Source organism: Nonomuraea sp. NPDC050310 (genome assembly GCF_040655795.1).
Classification (GTDB): Bacteria; Actinomycetota; Actinomycetes; order Streptosporangiales; family Streptosporangiaceae; genus Nonomuraea.
Window position 1 is genome coordinate 946,480 of sequence record NZ_JBFAKP010000001.1, and the last position, 17,117, is coordinate 963,596.

General features: G+C 71.0%; 14 protein-coding genes. 6 read left to right on the top strand and 8 right to left on the bottom strand.

Annotated features, from left to right (window positions below):
* Positions 1-3 precede the first annotated feature (3 nt).
* The gene (locus AB0I67_RS04480; protein ID WP_357917436.1) at positions 4-681 is read right to left on the bottom strand and encodes a uracil-DNA glycosylase; all 678 of its coding nucleotides are present in this window, start codon (positions 679-681) and stop codon (positions 4-6) included.
* A 69-nt stretch (positions 682-750) separates the two neighbouring features.
* Positions 751-2,094 carry a M1 family metallopeptidase gene (locus AB0I67_RS04485; RefSeq protein ID WP_357917439.1) on the bottom strand — a complete coding sequence of 448 codons (1,344 nt, stop codon included), beginning with the start codon at positions 2,092-2,094 and terminating at the stop codon, positions 751-753.
* Between the two features lie 111 nt (positions 2,095-2,205).
* Between AB0I67_RS04485 and AB0I67_RS04490 the strand changes: the two genes are divergently transcribed.
* Positions 2,206-2,952: a nucleotidyltransferase domain-containing protein gene (locus tag AB0I67_RS04490; RefSeq protein WP_357917442.1), complete on the top strand. Its 747-nt coding sequence runs from the start codon at positions 2,206-2,208 to the stop codon at positions 2,950-2,952.
* A gap of 101 nt (positions 2,953-3,053) precedes the next feature.
* A complete protein-coding gene (locus AB0I67_RS04495; protein WP_357917445.1) occupies positions 3,054-4,556 on the top strand; it encodes an ATP-binding cassette domain-containing protein in 1,503 nt (500 codons plus the stop codon).
* A 52-nt stretch (positions 4,557-4,608) separates the two neighbouring features.
* On the opposite strand, the gene AB0I67_RS04500 is transcribed toward AB0I67_RS04495, so the two are convergent.
* From AB0I67_RS04500 to AB0I67_RS04515, 4 genes are read right to left on the bottom strand one after another with little or no spacing between them, the layout of a single operon-like run.
* Positions 4,609-5,460, bottom strand: coding sequence for a carbohydrate ABC transporter permease (locus AB0I67_RS04500; RefSeq protein WP_357918379.1), 852 nt, complete (start codon positions 5,458-5,460; stop codon positions 4,609-4,611).
* Positions 5,461-5,489: 29 nt separating this feature from the next.
* Complete coding sequence (locus tag AB0I67_RS04505; RefSeq protein WP_357918382.1) at positions 5,490-6,785, bottom strand: ABC transporter permease subunit; 1,296 nt, start codon at positions 6,783-6,785, stop codon at positions 5,490-5,492.
* 60 nt (positions 6,786-6,845) lie between these two features.
* Positions 6,846-8,171: an ABC transporter substrate-binding protein gene (locus tag AB0I67_RS04510; protein ID WP_357917448.1), complete on the bottom strand. Its 1,326-nt coding sequence runs from the start codon at positions 8,169-8,171 to the stop codon at positions 6,846-6,848.
* A gap of 6 nt (positions 8,172-8,177) precedes the next feature.
* The gene (locus AB0I67_RS04515) at positions 8,178-9,419 is read right to left on the bottom strand and encodes an ABC transporter substrate-binding protein (RefSeq protein ID WP_357917451.1); all 1,242 of its coding nucleotides are present in this window, start codon (positions 9,417-9,419) and stop codon (positions 8,178-8,180) included.
* A 111-nt stretch (positions 9,420-9,530) separates the two neighbouring features.
* On the opposite strand from AB0I67_RS04515, the gene AB0I67_RS04520 reads away from it, so the two are divergent.
* Genes AB0I67_RS04520 through AB0I67_RS04535 form a run of 4 tightly spaced genes read left to right on the top strand, consistent with a single transcriptional unit; the run spans position 9,531 to position 13,550 of the window.
* The gene (locus tag AB0I67_RS04520; protein WP_357917453.1) at positions 9,531-10,037 is read left to right on the top strand and encodes a PadR family transcriptional regulator; all 507 of its coding nucleotides are present in this window, start codon (positions 9,531-9,533) and stop codon (positions 10,035-10,037) included.
* Positions 10,034-10,762 carry an ABC transporter ATP-binding protein gene (locus AB0I67_RS04525; protein ID WP_357917456.1) on the top strand — a complete coding sequence of 243 codons (729 nt, stop codon included), beginning with the start codon at positions 10,034-10,036 and terminating at the stop codon, positions 10,760-10,762. Before AB0I67_RS04520 ends, AB0I67_RS04525 begins: the two co-directional genes overlap by 4 nt.
* Positions 10,759-13,038, top strand: a complete 2,280-nt coding sequence (locus AB0I67_RS04530; protein WP_357917459.1) for an FtsX-like permease family protein — start codon at positions 10,759-10,761, stop codon at positions 13,036-13,038. Before AB0I67_RS04525 ends, AB0I67_RS04530 begins: the two co-directional genes overlap by 4 nt.
* Entirely contained in the window at positions 13,035-13,550 is a 516-nt protein-coding gene (locus tag AB0I67_RS04535) for a GNAT family protein (RefSeq protein WP_357917461.1), read from the top strand. The genes AB0I67_RS04530 and AB0I67_RS04535 overlap by 4 nt, the downstream gene beginning before the upstream one ends.
* Here the strand turns inward: AB0I67_RS04535 and treS are convergent.
* Together treS and AB0I67_RS04545 are read right to left on the bottom strand one after the other, a co-directional pair.
* The gene (treS, locus tag AB0I67_RS04540) at positions 13,531-15,228 is read right to left on the bottom strand and encodes a maltose alpha-D-glucosyltransferase (RefSeq protein ID WP_357917464.1); all 1,698 of its coding nucleotides are present in this window, start codon (positions 15,226-15,228) and stop codon (positions 13,531-13,533) included. The genes AB0I67_RS04535 and treS overlap by 20 nt on opposite strands.
* A gap of 232 nt (positions 15,229-15,460) precedes the next feature.
* Positions 15,461-17,089 (bottom strand): asparagine synthetase B family protein, encoded by a 1,629-nt coding sequence (locus AB0I67_RS04545; protein WP_357917467.1) that lies wholly within the window; start codon positions 17,087-17,089, stop codon positions 15,461-15,463.
* Between the last annotated feature and the right edge of the window lie 28 nt (positions 17,090-17,117).

Consider the following 17,117-nt stretch of genomic DNA (forward strand, 5'->3'; position numbering starts at 1 on the left):
AGCCTAGGGCAGTTTCCATTCGACCGGGGCGGCGCCTTGCTGGACGAGGAGCTGATTGGCCCGGCTGAAGGGCCGCGAGCCGAAGAAGCCGTTGCGCGCCGACAGCGGGGAGGGGTGCGCGGACTCGATGCGGGGGACGTCGCCGAGCAGCGGGGCGAGGTTGCGCGCGTCGCGGCCCCACAGGATGGCGACCATGGGCTTGTTGCGGGCGACGAGGGCGCGGATGGCCTGCTCGGTGACCTCTTCCCAGCCCTTGCCGCGGTGGGAGGCGGGCTTGCCGGGGGCGACGGTGAGGACGCGGTTGAGCAGGAGCACGCCCTGCTCGGTCCAGGGGGTCAGGTCGCCGTTGCCGGGCGGCGGGTATTCGAGGTCGGCCATGTACTCCTTGTAGATGTTGACCAGGCTGCCCGGCAGCGGCCGCACGTCGGCGGCGACGGAGAAGGACATCCCGATGGGGTGTCCTGGTGTCGGGTAGGGGTCCTGGCCCACGATGAGGACTTTGACCTCGTCGAAGGGCTGGTTGAAGGCCCTCAGGACGTGGGGTCCGGAGGGAAGGTACTGCCTTCCCTCGGCGATCTCCTTGCGGAGGAACTCGCCCATCGCGGAGATGCGCTCGCTGACGGGCTCCAGTGCTTGGGCCCATCCGGCTTCAACGACTTCGTGCAGGGGACGACCGGCCATGGCCGTTCACCTTATCTCTGGTTGGTACGGCTTGCGCTGGGAACGGGGGTGCAAGCCGTACCAAAAAGATCACAGAGCGGGCTTGCCGGGTTGGAAGAGCCAGGCGTCGAAGAGGGTGTCGAGCCGGGCGCCGGAGATCTGCTCGGACAGGGCGAGGAGGTCGGCGGTGGAGGCGTTGCCGTACCGGTAGGTGCTCGCCCAGCCCTTGAGGATGGCGAAGAAGGCGGTGTCGCCGACCTTGGCGCGTAGGGCGTGCAGGGTCATGGCGCCGCGGTCGTAGACGGGGTCGTGGAAGAGGTCGGCCGGGCCGCCGGGGTCGGCGGGGGGCGTCTGCCAGAAGGCGTCGCCGGCGGGCACGGCGTAGGCGGCGTCGAAGGCGGCCTGGACGGTGCGGACGCCGCGCCGGTCGGCCCAGAGCCATTCGGCGTAGGTGGCGAAGCCTTCGTTGAGCCAGATGTCCTGCCAGCGTTCGGGTGTCACGGAGTCGCCGAACCACTGGTGGGCCAGCTCGTGCGCGAGCAGGTTGTCGCTGGGCACGCGCGGGTAGATCGGCCGGGTCTGGGTTTCGAGTGCGTAGCCGACGTTCGGTTCGTGGTCGACGATGCCGCCGGTGGAGCTGAACGGGTAGGGCCCGAACAGGCTGCTGAAGTAGTCGAGGACCGGTGCGTGGCGGGCGGCGAAGCCGGTGGCCTGGCCGGCGAGTTTGGGGTCGACCGCGGTGATCGTCCGGTAGCCGCCCAGGGTGGTGTCGGTGAGCTCGAACTTGCCGATCGAGACCGTGGTCAGGTAGGAGGCCATCGGCTGGCGCGCGTCCCAGACGTAGGTGGTGCGCCCGCCGCCGGAGCTGCGCGAGGTGAGGTCGCCGTTGGCGACGGCGACGCGGGTGTCGGGGACGGTGACCGAGAAGCGGTAGGTGGCTTTGTCGGTCATGTGATGGTTGCCGGGGTACCAGGTCATCGCGCCCTGCGGCTCGTTGGCGTTGTAGACGCCGTCGCTGGTGCGGATCCAGCCGTCGCGGGAGCCGTCGGGGTCGAGGACGTGGGTGGGTTTGCCGTCGTAGCGGACGACGGTGGTGAAGGTCTGGCCGGGCGCGAGCGCCGCGGTGACGGTGAGTTCGCTGCCCGACTGGGTGAAGGCGGCCGCGGCGCCGTTCACCGTCACCGAGCGGACGGTGAGGGTGTCGACCAGGTCGAGGTTGAAGGCGCTGAGGTCCTGGGTGGCGCGCGAGGTGATGGTCGCGGCGCCCTGCAGCGCGTTGGAGCTGGGGTTGTAGTCGAGGGCCAGGTCGTAGTGCTGGGTGTCGTAGCCGCCGTTGCCCTGCGTGGGGAAGTACGGGTCGCCCGCGCCGGGGCTGCCGGGCGTGCCCGCGACACCGGCGGAGGCGGGCGCGGAGGCCAGCGGGAGGCTCAGCAAGACAGCAGTGGATAAAGCAAGAAAGCGCTTCATGACACTTCTTTCGTTGGCTTGAGCGAATTGTGATACTTGCGAGCCCGCTGAGGAATAGCCGCCGTAGGATTTCCCGTCATGAGCGACCTGCCGCCCGACGTGGCCGAGGTGATCTCCCGCTACCTCGATCTGATCGACCGTGCCGCGCCCGGCCACCTGGCCGCCCTGTACCTCGTCGGCTCGCTGGCGCTGGGCGACTACCGGCCCGGATCCAGCGACGTGGACTTCGTCGCGGTCACCGAGGGCGAGGTGGACCCGGTCGGGCTGGCCGCCGTGCACGAGGCCCTGCGCCCGCCGATGAACGTGGACGGCGTCTACGTCACCGCCGCCGACCTGGCCGCCGACCCCGAGACCGTGGGCGAGCGCCCGCAGGCGTTCGAGGGCCGCGTCACCGTGGGGCCGGCCTTCGAGATCAACCCCGCCGTCTGGCAGACCCTCGCGCAGGGCCCGATCGTGGTCCGGGGCGAGCCGCCGCAGGTCACCGTCGACCCGGTACGGCTGGCCGCGTGGACCCGCGGCAACCTGGACACCTACTGGCGCCAGTGCCGCGACGGCGTGGCCGCCCTCCCCGCCGAGCTCGTCGACGACACCGTCGTGGTGTGGTGCGGGCTGGGCCCGGCCAGGCTGGTCCACACGCTGGAGACCGGCCGGGTGACCTCCAAGCGCGGCGCGGGCGAGTGGGCGCTCCGCACCCGCGGCGACAGCGCCATCCTGCGCGAGGCGCTCACCCTGCGCGGCGGCGGCCGGAGCGCCTACGAGGCACCCGCCGACCGGCAGCGCGACCTGGTGATCCACATGGACGTCCTCCTCGGCGGGGTACAATAGCCGCATGCATTACTACTTCCTCTGATGACGGCGAGCGCCCCACGGTCGGCTCGTCTCTCGGAGGAAGTGTGTCTTCTTTGTCGTTCATCCATGCCCACGAAGTGTCGATCGCTCGTGCCGGCAGGCCGGTTCTGACCGGCGTCTCCCTCACCGTCTCGCCCGGCGAGCGCCTCGGCGTCGTCGGGGAGAACGGCCGGGGCAAGACCACGTTGTTGCAGGTGCTGGCCGGTGTCCTGCCGCCCGACTCGGGCACGGTCACCAGGGCCGGCAGCCTCGGCGTGGCCGATCAGGAGATCCCGGCCGGCGCGGGCCGTACCGTCGGTGACCTGATCGACGTCGAGCTCGCCACCGTCCGCCGGGTGCTCGGCCAGGTCGAGGCGGCCGCCGCCGCGCTGGCAGCGGAACGGCCCGGCGCCGACCACGCGTACGCCGAGGCGCTCGCCGCGGCCGACGCGATCGGCGCCTGGGAGGCCGACCACCGCGTCGGGCTCTCCCTGGCCGCGCTCGGCGCGGTCGGCGACCGGGACCGGCCGCTGGCCGAGCTGTCGGTCGGCCAGCGTTACCGCATCCGGCTGGCCTGCCTGCTGGGCGCGGGCCACGACCTGCTGCTGCTGGACGAGCCGACCAACCACCTCGACGCCGCGGGCCTCGATCACCTGACCGAGCGGTTGCGTGCCCATCCGGGCGGGATCGCCCTGGTCAGCCACGACCGGGCCCTGCTCGCCGACGTCAGCACCGCGGTGCTCGACCTCGACCCTTCGCGGGACGGCCGGCCTCGCCTCTACGGCGGCGGCTACGCCGGCTACCGCGAAGGGCATCGGGCCGAGCGGGCGCGCTGGGAGCAGGAGTACCGCGCCCAGATGGAGGAACGCGACCGGCTGGCGCAGGACCTGTCGGCGGCGCAGGACCGGCTGATCACCGGCTGGCGGCCGGACAAGGGCACCGGCAAGCACACCCGCGCCACCCGGGCCCCGGCGCTGGTCCGCTCGGTGCGCCGCCGGCAGGAGGCCCTGGAGGCGCAGGTGCTGGCGGTGCCCGAGCCGCCGCAGCGCTTCGAGCTGCCCGAGCTCGCTCCGGAGCCGGGCGTGACGTTGCTCCAGGCCGACGGCGTGCGGGTGAAGGGCCGGCTCGACCGGCCGGTCTCGTTGCGGTTGCGCGCGGGCGGACGCCTGGTCGTCACCGGGGCCAACGGCGCGGGCAAGTCCACCCTGCTCGCCGTCCTGGCCGGCGCTCTCCAGCCCGACGAGGGCGAGGTACGGCGGAGCCGTACCGGCTGGCTGACGCAGGAGTCACCCCCGCCCACCCGCCGGACGGTCGCCGAGGTGCTCGGCGAGGAGGCCGGCCTGGGCCTGCTGCCGGCGGAGTCCCTGCGGAAGCAGGTGAGCGAGCTGTCGGTCGGCCAGCAACGCCGCCTGGACCTGGCCCTCCTGCTGGCCGCCCGGCCGGACGTGCTGCTGCTCGACGAGCCCACCAACCACCTGTCGATGACGCTGGTGGAGGAGCTCACCGAGGCGCTGGAGGCGACCGGCGCCGCGGTGGTCGTGGCCACGCACGACCGGAGGCTGTTGCGCGACACGGCCCACTGGCCGCACCTGGCGGTGTGAGCCGGGGCCGGGCGCCCGCCTGCCCCCTCGGAAGGCGGGCGCCCGGAGCCCCCTACTTGACCGAGCCGGCCATCATGCCCTGCACGAAGTACCGCTGGAAGGCGAAGAACAGCACCAGCGGGATCAGCAGGGACAGGAAGGCGCCCGGCGCCAGGATGTCGACGTTCGTCCCGAACTGCCGCATCTCCGACTGCAAGGCCTTGGTCATCGGCTGGGCGTCGGTGTCGGCGAAGACCAGGGCGATCAGCATGTCGTTCCACACCCACAGGAACTGGAAGATGCCCAGCGAGGCGATCGCCGGCTTGCCCAGCGGGAAGACCACCCGGGCGAAGATCTTCCACTCCGGCGCCCCGTCCATCCGGGCCGCCTCCAGCAGCGAGGACGGGATGCCGACGAAGAAGTTGCGCAGCAGGAAGATCGCGAACGGCAGGCCGAAGGCGACGTGGAACAGCACCACGCCGGGGATCGACCCGAAGATGCCGAGCCCGCCGTAGAGCGAGGCGATCGGGATCAGCGCGATCTGGATGGGCACGATGAGCAGGCCGACCACGATGAGGAAGAGCAGGTCGCGGCCGGGGAACTCCATCCACGCGAAGGCGTAGGCGGCCATCGCCGCGATCCCGATGACCAGGATGGTCGTCGGGACGGTGATGAGGACGGTGTTCCAGAAGGAGGCGGTGAACCCGGTGGCCAGCAGGCTGCTGTAGGCGTCGAGGGTGAGCTGCGCGGGCTGGGTGAAGACGGTCCACCAGCCTTCGGCGGCGTTCACCTTCTCGTCGCGCAGCGAGACGATCAGCAGGCCGAGCGTGGGCACCAGCCAGAACAGCCCGAGCAGGACCATCAGCACCTGGACGGCGCCGCTGCCCAGGAGGTCCACCAGCCGGCCGACCGGGCCCCGCTTGATCTCACCGGCCTGCTGGGGTGCGGTGGCGGTCACGACTGCTCCCTTCTGAACCGGCGGATGTTCATGATCATGAAGGGCAACACCAGGATCAGCAGGAAGATCGCCAGGGCACTGCCGAGCCCCTGGTTGCCGCCGCCGCCGAAGGAGACGCGCCACATCTCCAGGGCCAGCACCATCGCCTCGTCCTGCACGGAGGCGGGCGCGATGATGAAGACCAGGTCGAACACCTTCAGGGTATTGATGATCATCGTGACGAAGACCACCAGGAGCACCGGCGACAGCAGCGGCACGGTGATCCGGCGGAACACCTGCCACTCGGTCGCGCCGTCGATGCGGGCCGCCTCCAGCGCGTCACGCGGGATGGCGGCCAGGCCGGCCGCGATGAGGACCATGGCGAAGCCGGCCCACACCCAGACGAACGCGCCGATGATCGCGGGGGTGATGAGCGTCGGGCCCAGCCAGCTCAGCCCGTTGTAGGGCGCGGTGAAGTTGGACTGCGGCAGCCGTACCTGATAGGCGCCCGAGACGCCCTCGAAGGCGAAGGAGCCGTCGTCGGCGGTCGTGGTGGTGGCCACCACGGCGCCGTTCTGCACGGCCTCGACGGTCACGCCGGGCAGGCCCTTCTCCGAGGCGTCGATCTCGCCGTTGCGCCCGCCGCCGCCCGGGGTGAAGTCGAACCAGACCGCGCCGGAGGCCCCGGCCTTCGCCGGCTGCGCGCCGGAGGGCAGGTTGTCCTGCCGGATGCCGACGATCGGGATGAGCGCGGGGCTGCCGCTGGCGACGATGCCGCCGCCTTCGGCCTTGACCGTGTCGCTCTCGCGGGGCCGGGCGTTGGGGTAGCCCTGGGAGGCGGAGAAGGTGTCGTGCACGGTGGTGAGGATGGCGTTGGCCACCCCCTTGTCCGGGTCCTGCTCGTAGACCAGGCGGAAGATGACGCCGGCGGCCATCAGCGAGACGGCCATCGGCATGAAGACGATCAGCTTGAACGCGGTCGCCCAGCGGATGCGCTCGGTCAGCACCGCGAAGATGAGGCCGAGCGTGGTGACCAGGATGGGCGCGACGACCACCCAGATCAGGTTGTTCCTGATCGTGGTGAGCAGGTTCTGGTCGGTGAAGATCGTCGCGTAGTTGCCCAGGCCGACGAAGTCGGTCGGGAGCGTGCCGAACAGGCTGCGGTAGAGCGAGTAGCCGATCGGATAGATCACCCAGATGCCCAGCAGCACGGCCGCGGGCAGGAGGAAGACGTAGGCCAGGACGGGTGAGGGTCCCAGGCGACGCTTGGCGGAGGCTTGGGGGGTGGGTCCGGGGACGGGCCCGTCCGCGATGGGGGACGGGCCCTGCGGACCGGTTGACCGTTCAGTCACGGCTGGTCCTTCCGGAGGGGGTTATTTGGTCCAGGCCTTCTTGGCTTCCGCCTCGAGCTGTTCCTGGATGTTCTTGACGTCGCCGGGGTTGCGCAGCAGGTCCTGGAGGAGCTTCCACTCGCCCTTGCCGTCGGTGCCGCCGAAGGCGCTGGGCGCGAGGTCGGACATGTCGTAGCGGACGCTCTCACCGGCCGAGATGATCGTCTGGCCGAGCTGCTTGGTCAGCGGGTCCGGGTAGTTGTCCGGGGAGACGTTGCGGTTGGGCGAGAGGTAGCCGGGGAGCTTGGCCCAGATCTCGCCGCCCTCCTTGGAGGCGAGGAACTCCAGCAGCGCCTGCGCGCCGGGGGAGTCCTTCATGATCACCGCGATGTCGCCGCCGAGCACGACCGGGGCGGTCTCGCCGACCTTCGGGAAGGCGAAGGACTTGGCCTCCTCGCCGACCTTGGCGCCGGCCTCGACCGCCGAGACGGCGACGAAGTCGGCCTCGATCACCATGGCCGCCTTCTTCTGGCCGTAGACCTGGGTCACGCAGGTCGGGAAGTCGGTCTGGAGCGCGCCGGAGGAACCGCCGTTGACGTACTCCTTCTTGCTGAACAGCTCGGCCATCTTGGTCAGCGCGACGCCGACCGAGGGGTCGGTCCAGGGGATCTCGTGCTCGGCGAGCTGGTCGTACTTCTCCGGTCCGGCGCTGGACAGGTAGACGTTCTCGAACAGGTCGGTGAGCGTCCAGCCGGAGGCGCCGCAGAAGGAGAAGGGCGCGGTGCCGGAGTCGGCGATGGTCTGCGCGGTGGCCAGGAGCTCGTCCCAGGTGGTGGGCGGCTGGGCGCCGGCCTCGTCGAAGGCGGACTGGCGATACCACACCAGCGACTTGTGCGCCGCCTTGACCAGCACGCCGTAGAGCTGGTCGTCGGCCGAGCCCAGCTCCTTCCAGTACTCGGTGTAGTTGTCGTCGAGCTGCTTCTTGACCGCGTCGTTGAGCGGCTTGAGCGCCTTCTGGTCGGCGTACTGCTGCACCAGGCCCGGCTGCGGCAGGATCGCCACGTCCGGCGGGTTGCCGCTGGTGACGCGCGGGCCGAGGTAGGCGCCGGTGTCCTCGCCGGTGGAGGCGTAGGTGACCTCGGCGCCGGTCTTGTCGGAGAAGGCCTTCAGCACCTGCTGGAAGTTCTTCTGCTCCTCGCCGGTCCACTTGGCGGCGACCTCGAGCTTGACCCCTTCCAGGGTCTTGCCGCCGCCCGCGGCCGGCGCCGAGGAGGCGCCGCCGGCCGGTTGCGTGGGGGTGGTGGTGGGGGCGTTACCGCAGGCCGCGAGGGCGATCGCGAGTCCGGCGGCGGTAAGGGCTTTGCGCATGGTTCCTCACTGGGTTTTGAGAACCTCGGAGAGTTCCGCCTTCAGGGCGGCCGCGACGTCGGACGCGGACTCCGTGTACGGCGGGGCGAGAGCCTTGGCGACGTTGCTGGCGATCACCAGGCTCAACTGGTTGTAGTTGGCACTCGCCGGGCGGCGTTTGGCCGCGAGAATGCTCTCCTTCAGGGCCGGCAGGTAGGGGAATCGTTCGATCAGCCCGGGGTCGTCGTAGAGCTCGGTCCAGACCGGCGGGAAGGACCCGTCGGTGAGCACGCGGCGCTGGTTGTCCAGGCTGGTGAAGTAGTGGATGAACTCCTGGGCCGTCTGCGGGTGCTTGGAGTACGCGCTGATGGCCAGGTTGTTGCCGCCCAGGACGCTGGGCCCGGGCAGCCGGGTGACCGCGAACCGCCCGCGGACCGCCGAGCCCGGCGCGGTGGCCGGACCGTAGGCCGGCGGCCAGTTGCGGGCGAAGGCGAGGCGGCCCTCCTGGAAGGCCAGGCGGGACTCCTCCTCCTTGTACCGAAGGGCCTCCTCGGGGATCCACTTCTCGCGCAGCCCCTGCTGGAGCCGGCTGATCGCGGTCTCGACCGGGCCGGAGTCCGCGGTGACGCGGGTCCCGTCGGGGTCGAGAAGCTGGCCGCCGGCGGCCTGGACGGCTTCGGAGAAGTTGACGGTGAGTCCCTCATAGGCGAGGAACTGCCCCGCATAGCCCTGAATATCATGCTTCTTTTGGATTTCCAGAGCTTGTCTGCGCAGCTCGTCCCACGTCTTGGGCGGTTTCCGCACCAGATCGGTGCGGTAGAAGAGCAGTCCGGCGTTGCTCGTGTACGGCACCGCCCACAGCTTGCCCTCGTAGATCGCGGTCTCGACCACCGGCGGCAGGAACCTGTCGAGCGGGAAGGCCGCCCGTTCCAGGGGGATGATCCAGCCGCTGTCGGCGAACTCCGCGGTCATCGTGACGTCGAGCCCGAGCACGTCGTAGCGGTCGCTCTTGGCCTGCAGGTTGGCGACCATCTGCGCGCGTTGCTCGTCGGCGGCCTCCGGCAGCTCGATCAGCGACACCGTCTCGGCCGGGTGGGCCTGGTTCCAGCGGTCCAGCAGGGGTTGCAGGTACGCCGTGGTGTCGCGGCCGGTGGCGAAGGTGATCGGGCCCTTGCCGCCCGCGGTGGGACCGGCGCCGTCGCGCTCACCCGTCCCCGTGCACCCGGCCATCACCAGCAGGGCGACGGCCAGGGGAAGCGGGCGAAACACCGGCGACCTCCACATTACATACGTGTTAGGTAGATGCATTCATGTTATGCACACCCGTAAACTGGACGTCAACGGAAGGTCATGTAACGCCTGCATAACAGGGAGGCCCGCGTGCGGCTGCACCTTCTGGCCCTGCTCGCGAAGGAGCCGGCGCACGGCTACGAGCTGAAGCAGGCGCTGGAACTGACCTTCGGCGCCGCCTACCCCTCTCCCAACATCGGGCAGATCTACGTCACCCTCGCCAGGCTGGAGAAGGACGGCCTGGTCAGAGCGGTCGACGTCGAGCAGTCCAACCGGCCGAACAAGAAGGTCTACTACCTGACCGCCAAGGGCCGGGAGACGCTCACCGCCTGGGTGGAGGAACCCACCGAGGGCCCCCGGGTCCGCGACGAGTTCTACATGAAGCTCATCCTCGCCCCGCTCACCGGCATCGCCGACCGCATGGTCCTGATCGGCCGGCAGCGGCGGCACTACCTCGTGCTCATGCGCGAGCTCAACGAGCTGTGCGAGAGCACCGACCCGGCCAACCGGGTCGCGCTCCTGCTCATCGAGGGGGCCATGCTGCACCTGCAGGCCGACCTCGACTGGCTGCAGCGCTGTCAGGAGGAGCTCCTGTGACGTTGAAGGCGCACAACCTCGTCAAGATCTACTCCAACACCGGCGTGCCCGTGCACGCCGTGCGCGGGATCGACCTGGAGGTCGACGACGGGGAGTTCGTCGCGATCATGGGGCCGTCCGGATCGGGCAAGTCCACCCTGATCCACATGCTCGGCGGCCTCGACGTGCGCACCAGCGGTGAGATCTGGCTGGACGGCAAACGGGTGGACAGCCTCACCGAGAGCGCCTGGGCGGTGCTCAGGCGCCGCAAGATCGGCTTCGTCTTCCAGGGCTTCAACCTGGTCGCCAACATGACCGTCGCGGACAACGTCGAACTGCCCGCGCTGCTGGCCGGGGTCTCGCCCCGGGAGGCGCGCGAGCGGCGCGAGTTCCTGCTGGAACGCCTCACCCTCACCGACCGCGCCACCGCCTCGCCCGGCCGGCTGTCCGGCGGCGAGCAGCAGCGGGTCGCGCTGGCCCGGGCGCTGGCCAACCAGCCGAGCCTGCTGCTGGCCGACGAGCCGACCGGCAACCTCGACAGCCGCAACACCCGCGACGTGCTGCGGCTGCTGGGCGAGGTGCACCGCGACGGGCAGACGATCGTCATGGTCACGCACGACGCCCGGGTGGCCGCCCTGGCCGACCGGGTGATCTCGCTGCTCGACGGCGAGATCATCGACGACGGGCGCATCCCGCGCCGCCGCTCGGCCACCGGCACCGCCGGCGAGGTGATCGACCTCCGATGAGCGTCGTCCGGGCCGGGGGCCGGTTCATCCGGTCCGACCTGCGCGCGCGTCCCGCGCAGGCCCTGCTGACCGTGCTGTCGGTGGCCGGGATCGTCGCCGCGCTGCTCACCGGGGCGACGCTGCTGGAGGAGGGCACCAACCCCTGGCGCAGCCTGTTCGCCCAGACCGACGGCGCGCACATCTGGATCCACACCACCGACCCGCCCGACGTCGCCCGGTTGCGCGAGCTCGACGGGGTGGTGCGATCGGCCGGGCCGTACCGTTCGGCGCCGGTGACCGTGGTGCAGGACGGGAAGAAGGCCCCGGCGGCGTTGCGCGCGCTGCCCGCCGCGCTGCCGGAGGTGGCGCACCCGGTGGTGCGCGAGGGCGCCTGGCTGAGCTCGGCCCAGCCCGACGGGGTGGTCGTCGAGCAGTCCTTCGCCCGGGCGCTGGGCCTGCGGCTGGGCGCGCCGCTGACGGTCAACACGCTCGGCGGCGCCCGTCGCGTGCTCTACGTGCGCGGCGTCGCCGACTCCGCAGAGCAGGGCTTCTACCCCGAGTGGACGCCCGGCCTGGCCTGGGTGCTGCCCGGCACGCTCGACCAGGTCGAGCCGAAACACGGCCTGAGCGAATGGGTCACCGGGCTGCGCCTGGCCGACGCGGACGCCACCCAGGTGATCTCCCAGCGCGCGGTGGTCCGCCTCAGCCGGCTGGAGCGCGTCTACACCTGGCGCGAGGTGCGCGCGGCGATGGAACTGGACAACCGGCTCCTCGGCACGCTGCTCGCGCTCTTCGGCGTGGCCGGCCTGGTCGCCGCGGCGCTCGCGCTGGCCAACGCGGCCGGCGGGCGCGTGCTCGGCCAGCTTCGCGACCTGGCCACGCTCAAGTCGCTCGGTTTCACCAGGCACCAGATCGCCGCCCTGCTGGTGGTCGAGCACGGCGCGCTGGGCCTGCTCGGCATCGGGCTGGGCCTGTCGGCCGGCTGGGCGGCCTGCGTCTGGGTGCTCGGCGCGACCTCGGCCGCGCCCCTGCCGGTGCTGGCCATCGCGGTGGGCGCGGCACTCGTCGTGCTGGCCGCGGTCGGGCTGCCCGCCTGGCGCGGCGGGCGCACCCCGCCGATCCCGGCCGCGCCCGGCGCGCCGCCGCGCGGCCACCTGTCGCGCCTGGCCCGCCTGGCCCTGCTGGTACGGCTGCCGCCCGCCCTCGTGCTCGGCACCCGCGACGCCTTCACCCGCCCGGTCCCGGCCTTCCTGACCGCCTTCGGGCTCGCGGTGCCGATGATGATGATCACCATCGGGCTGGGCGTGTGGTCCACCCTCGACAACTTCCTGAAGCACCCGGAGCAGGTGGGCCAGTCGGCCGGCCTGATCGTCAAGAAGGGCAAGCTCACCCCCGCCGAGACCGAACTCCTGCTGCGGCAGAACCCCGACATCCGCAAGGTCTACCAGGGCAGCACCGTCAACGCCCTGGCCCCCGGCGAGGCCCGCTCGGTGCGGGTGCGCGCCATCGGCACCTCCCTCGACCCCTACCCGTATCCGGTCGCCGAGGGCAGGGGCTACACCCAGCCCGGCGAGGCCGTGGCCGGGCAGGGCCTGCTCGACCTGCTCGGCATCCGGATCGGCGACCGCGTCCGGCTCACCGTCGGCGGCACCCCGCTGATCGTCCGGGTGGTCGGCCGGGTGGTCGAGCCCGAACTCGACGGCCAGGTGCTGTCCGTCGGCCTCGACACCCTGGAGGCCAAGGACACCGTCCCGCCCGCCTTCTACGCCCTCGACCTGCGGCCGGGCGCCGACCCCGCCGAGGTCGCCCCGCGCCTGCTGGCCGCCTCGGGGGAGGCGCTCGACGTGCAGCGGGTGATCAACCCCGCCGAGCGGCTGGGCGTCATCCGGATGATCATCGTGGGCCTCATCGTGGTGCTCGCCCTCATCGCCCTGGCCAACCTGCTCACCGCCATCGCCCTCGGCCTGCGCGACCACGCCTCCGACCTGGCCGTCCTCAAGGCGATGGGGCTGACGCCGCGCCAGGTGACCGCGACCCTGGTGACCGCCACGGGGCTGCTGGTCATCCTCGGCGTGCTGGCCGGGACGGCGGCGGGCGCGCTGGTGGTGACCTGGCTGATCGACCTGCAGGGGCACACCAGCGGGGTGGGGGCGGGCATCGGGCGGCCGCCTGCCGTACCGGCGGTGGTGGCGGCGGTGCTGACGGCGGTCGGGGCCGCGCTGGCGGTGGCGCTCATCCCGGCCCGGCGGGCGGCGCGCGCGTCCGTCCCGGCGGCGGGGACTAGGCTCACCGGATGACTGTGATCCGCCCCCTGACGCTCGACGACGTCCCCGCCCTGACCACGTTGATCCGCGAGAACCGCGATTTCCTGGCCCCCTGGGAGCCCGAGCGGCCGGAGAGCTTCTTCACCGAGGAGGGCCAGCGCGAGGCGGTCGCCGGAGTACTGGCCCAGGACGACTGCCGGCCCTTCGTGATCCTCGACGAGCAGGGCGAGGTGGCCGGGCGCATCATCATCAACGGCATCGTCCGCGGGGCGTTCCAGTCGTGCTACGTGGGCTACTGGCTGGCCGAGAAGGCCGGCGGGCGCGGCCTGGCCACCCGGGCGCTGCGCGAGGTCATCGAGGTCGCCTTCGACGAGCTCGGCCTGCACCGCATCCAGGCGGACACGGTGCTCGACAACGTGCGCTCGCAGCGGATGCTGGAGCGTAACGGGTTCGTCCGTTACGCCCTCGCACCCACCTATCTGAAGATCGCGGGGAGGTGGCAGGACTGCTACCTCCACCAGCTGATCAATCCTCGGTCCGCCTGAGGGCGAACCAGTAGAAGCCGTGCCCCGGCAGGGTGAGCAGGTACGGCAGCGACCCGATCTTCGGGAAGTGCACCCCGCCCCTGGCCTCGATCGGCGTCATGCCCTCGAAGCGGCGCAGGTCGAGCTCGACCGGCTGCGGGAACTTGGCGAGGTTGTTGACGCACAGCATGAGGTCGTCGCCGTCCTCGCGCATGAAGGTCAGGACCGCGGGGTTGTTCGACCACATCTCGGTGTAGGCGCCGGTGCCGAACACCGGGTGCTCACGCCGGATCTGCAGCATGCGCCGGGTGAAGTGGAGCAGCGAGCCCTCGCTGCGCAACTGCGCCTCGACGTTGACCGCCTGGAACCCGTAGATCGGGTCCATGACGGCCGGCAGGTAGAGCCGGCCCGGGTCGGCCTGCGAGAAGCCGGCGTTGCGGTCCGGGCTCCACTGCATCGGGGTGCGGACCGCGTCGCGGTCCTCCAGCCAGATGTTGTCGCCCATGCCGATCTCGTCGCCGTAGTACATGACCGGCGAGCCCGGCAGCGACAGCAGCAGGGCGGTGAACAGCTCGATGCGGTCGCGGTCGTTGTCCAGCAGCGGCGCGAGCCGGCGGCGGATGCCCAGGTAGGCCCGCATACGCGGGTCCTTGGCGTACTCCGCGTGCATGTAGTCGCGCTCTTCCTCGGTGACGGTCTCCAGGGTGAGCTCGTCGTGGTTGCGGAGGAAGATGCCCCACTGGGCGGTGTCGGGCAGCTTGGGGGTGCGCGACATGATCTCGGAGATCGGCTCGCGCGACTCCTTCTTGACCGCCATGTAGATGCGCGGCATCAGTGGGAAGTGGAAGGCCATGTGGCACTCGTCGCCGCCGACCGTCGGGTCGCCGAAGTACTCGACCACGTCCTCGGGCCAGCCGTTGGCCTCGGCCAGCAGCACCCGGTCGGGGTAGAGCCTGTCGACCTCCGCGCGCACCTTCTTCAGGTAGGCGTGCGTCTCCGGCAGCCCGCTGCAGGAGGTGCCCTCCCGCTCGAACAGGTACGGCACGGCGTCCAGCCGGAAGCCGTCGATGCCCAGGTCGAGCCAGAAGCGCAGGACCTCCAGCATCGCCTCCTGCACCGCCGGGTTGTCGTAGTTGAGGTCCGGCTGGTGGTGGAAGAAGCGGTGCCAGTAGTACTGCTTGCGCACCGGGTCGTAGGTCCAGTTGGACTCCTCGGCCCCGATGAAGATGATCGGCGCGTCGGGGTAGCCCGTGGGCTTGTCCGACCAGACGTAGAAGTCGCCGTACGGGCCTTCCGGATCGTGCCGGGAGGCCTGGAACCAGGGGTGCTTGTCGCTGGTGTGGTTCATCACCAGGTCGGTGATGATCCGCAGCCCCCTGGCGTGCGCGGACTCGATGAGCTGCACGAAGTCGGCCAGGTCGCCGAACTCGGGCAGGATCTTCATGTAGTCCGAGATGTCGTAGCCGCCGTCTTTCAACGGCGACTCGTACAGCGGCAGCAACCACAGGCAGTCGACGCCGAGCCACTCGAGGTAGTCGAGCTTCTCGATCAGACCGCGAAGGTCGCCGGTGCCGTCACCGTTGGAGTCCTTGAACCCCCGGACCAGCACCTCGTAGAACACCGCCCGCTTGTACCAGCTAGGGTCCTCCGAGACGAAGGACTCGCTGACCGGATCCGGCGACGGGGATGCATAGCTCATTGGACGCTCACAGAAGGAGATGTGGGCAGGACGAAGTCACCGGTTCCCCGGCGTGAATTGTGGTGACCGCGCCGCCTGGAGCCGTCATCCCTGCGATCTCCATGCCCGTTCCGGGGGTTGCCCGGTTGTACGCGGCGCTTACGGGCCGAACACTACCAGCCCCGCGGGTATCCGGAACCACCTTCCGAACGTGCCCACGACGACTGTTCGTAATCTTCCTGTTACCTAGCGGTCACTCGAAGGGTGTTTGCGGTGCACAGTCGAAGTCACGCAGCCAGGCGCCGAACAGCGTCAGCCCCCGAACCCAGAACCGGTCGTTCCACCCGTGGAAGCGCGCCAGCGCGTCGGGGCCGTCGGCGATGACCGCGTGCGCCTCGGGGGAGAGCAGCCCGGGCACCCGGGAGGCGACGACGCTCAGCAGGTCGTGCGAGTAGGCCCGGGCCGGCGCGGCGGTCGAGCGCAGCGGGACGCGGCGCAACGGCTGCTTGACGACGTTGGTCGAGGGCAGCGCGGCGACCCGCGGGCCGGCGGCGTGGAGCAGCTCGCGGTAGAACCGGCCGCCGTCCTTGCGCCCGACGCCGACGGAGAGCGCGGCGTCGAAGAAGTCCGGGTGGATGAAGGGCGCGGCGAAGGACGCCTCGGGGCCGACCAGGTTGACCGCCGAGCGCGCGATGCCGCGCACGGTGCGGGTGTGCAGCACCGACAGCGGCAGCTCGGCGCGATGGCCGTGCAGCATGGAGGTCGACTCGGCGAACGCGTCGCGCACGGTTTCGGACATCCACTCCTGAGCCCGCTCCGACAGGAACGGCATCGACGGCGCGCCCAGCGAGAGCGAGTCGAGCAGGGCGGCCGAGCGCTCGGCCTGCGAGGAGGCGGCCAGGGCCGAGCCGCTGACCATGAAGTTCTTCAGCAGCGGGCCGCCGGCCAGGCCGTCGACCAGGACCCGGCCGGAACGCTGGACCTCGCGGGCGAAGGGCGCGTACCAGGCGTGGTGCGGGGTGAGGTACTCCAGCCGCCGCGCCACCTCCAGCGCGTCGCGCGGGTAGTCGGCGGCGTCCTGGGTGATGACGCGGTGCGGGATGCCGAGCTCGCGGGTGATCGCCCGGGCGAAGGCGATGTCGGTGTCGGTGCCGTCGTCGGGGCTGGTCGTCCACGACTCCACGTCGAAGCCGCGCGCCACCGCCACGCTGGCCAGCAGCCGCGAGTCGTACCCGCCGCTGACCGGCACCAGCAGCGGCCGGCCCTCGTAGTCCTTGTAGACCTCGTGCAGCAGGTCGAGCAGCTCGCCCGCGCTGGTCCAGGCCTCGTACGGCTCGCGCCGCAGCCAGCGGGGCAGCCGCCGCTCGGTGCGCAGCACCCCGTTCTCCAGCACGATCGCGCTCGACCCGGGCAGCCGCTTGACCCGCGAGTACGGGGTGGCCTCGCCCAGGGGGAAGGTCACCTGGAGGATCGCGGCCCACGCCGACCAGTCGATGTCCACCTCGACCAGCTCCAGCAGCGGCCAGATCAGCGAGGAGAAGTAGACCGCGTCGCCCTGCCGTACGTAATAGAGGTCGACCAGCCCGAGCCCGCCGGTGTGCAGCACGTGCCGGGCGGGCGAGCCGATCAGGCCGGGCGTCTCGAAGGTCTCGGCCACCGAGATCCACTCGTCCCCGCCGTACGGCTTGCGCTCGCCCCACGCGAAGGCGAAGTGCTCGCCCGCGCGGTGGTAGGGCGGCAGCGGGACGCTGCTGTACAGCGCCGCCTCCTCCGAGCGCAGCGCGGGCTTGACCCGCGGGCCGGCGCCGGTGAGCTTGTCCAGCAGCGTGCCGTCGATCCGGCCGAGAGCGCCGCAGATGTAGGGCCGCACATTGAACTGCACCGGATCTCACCCCTTCGAGCCATCAATG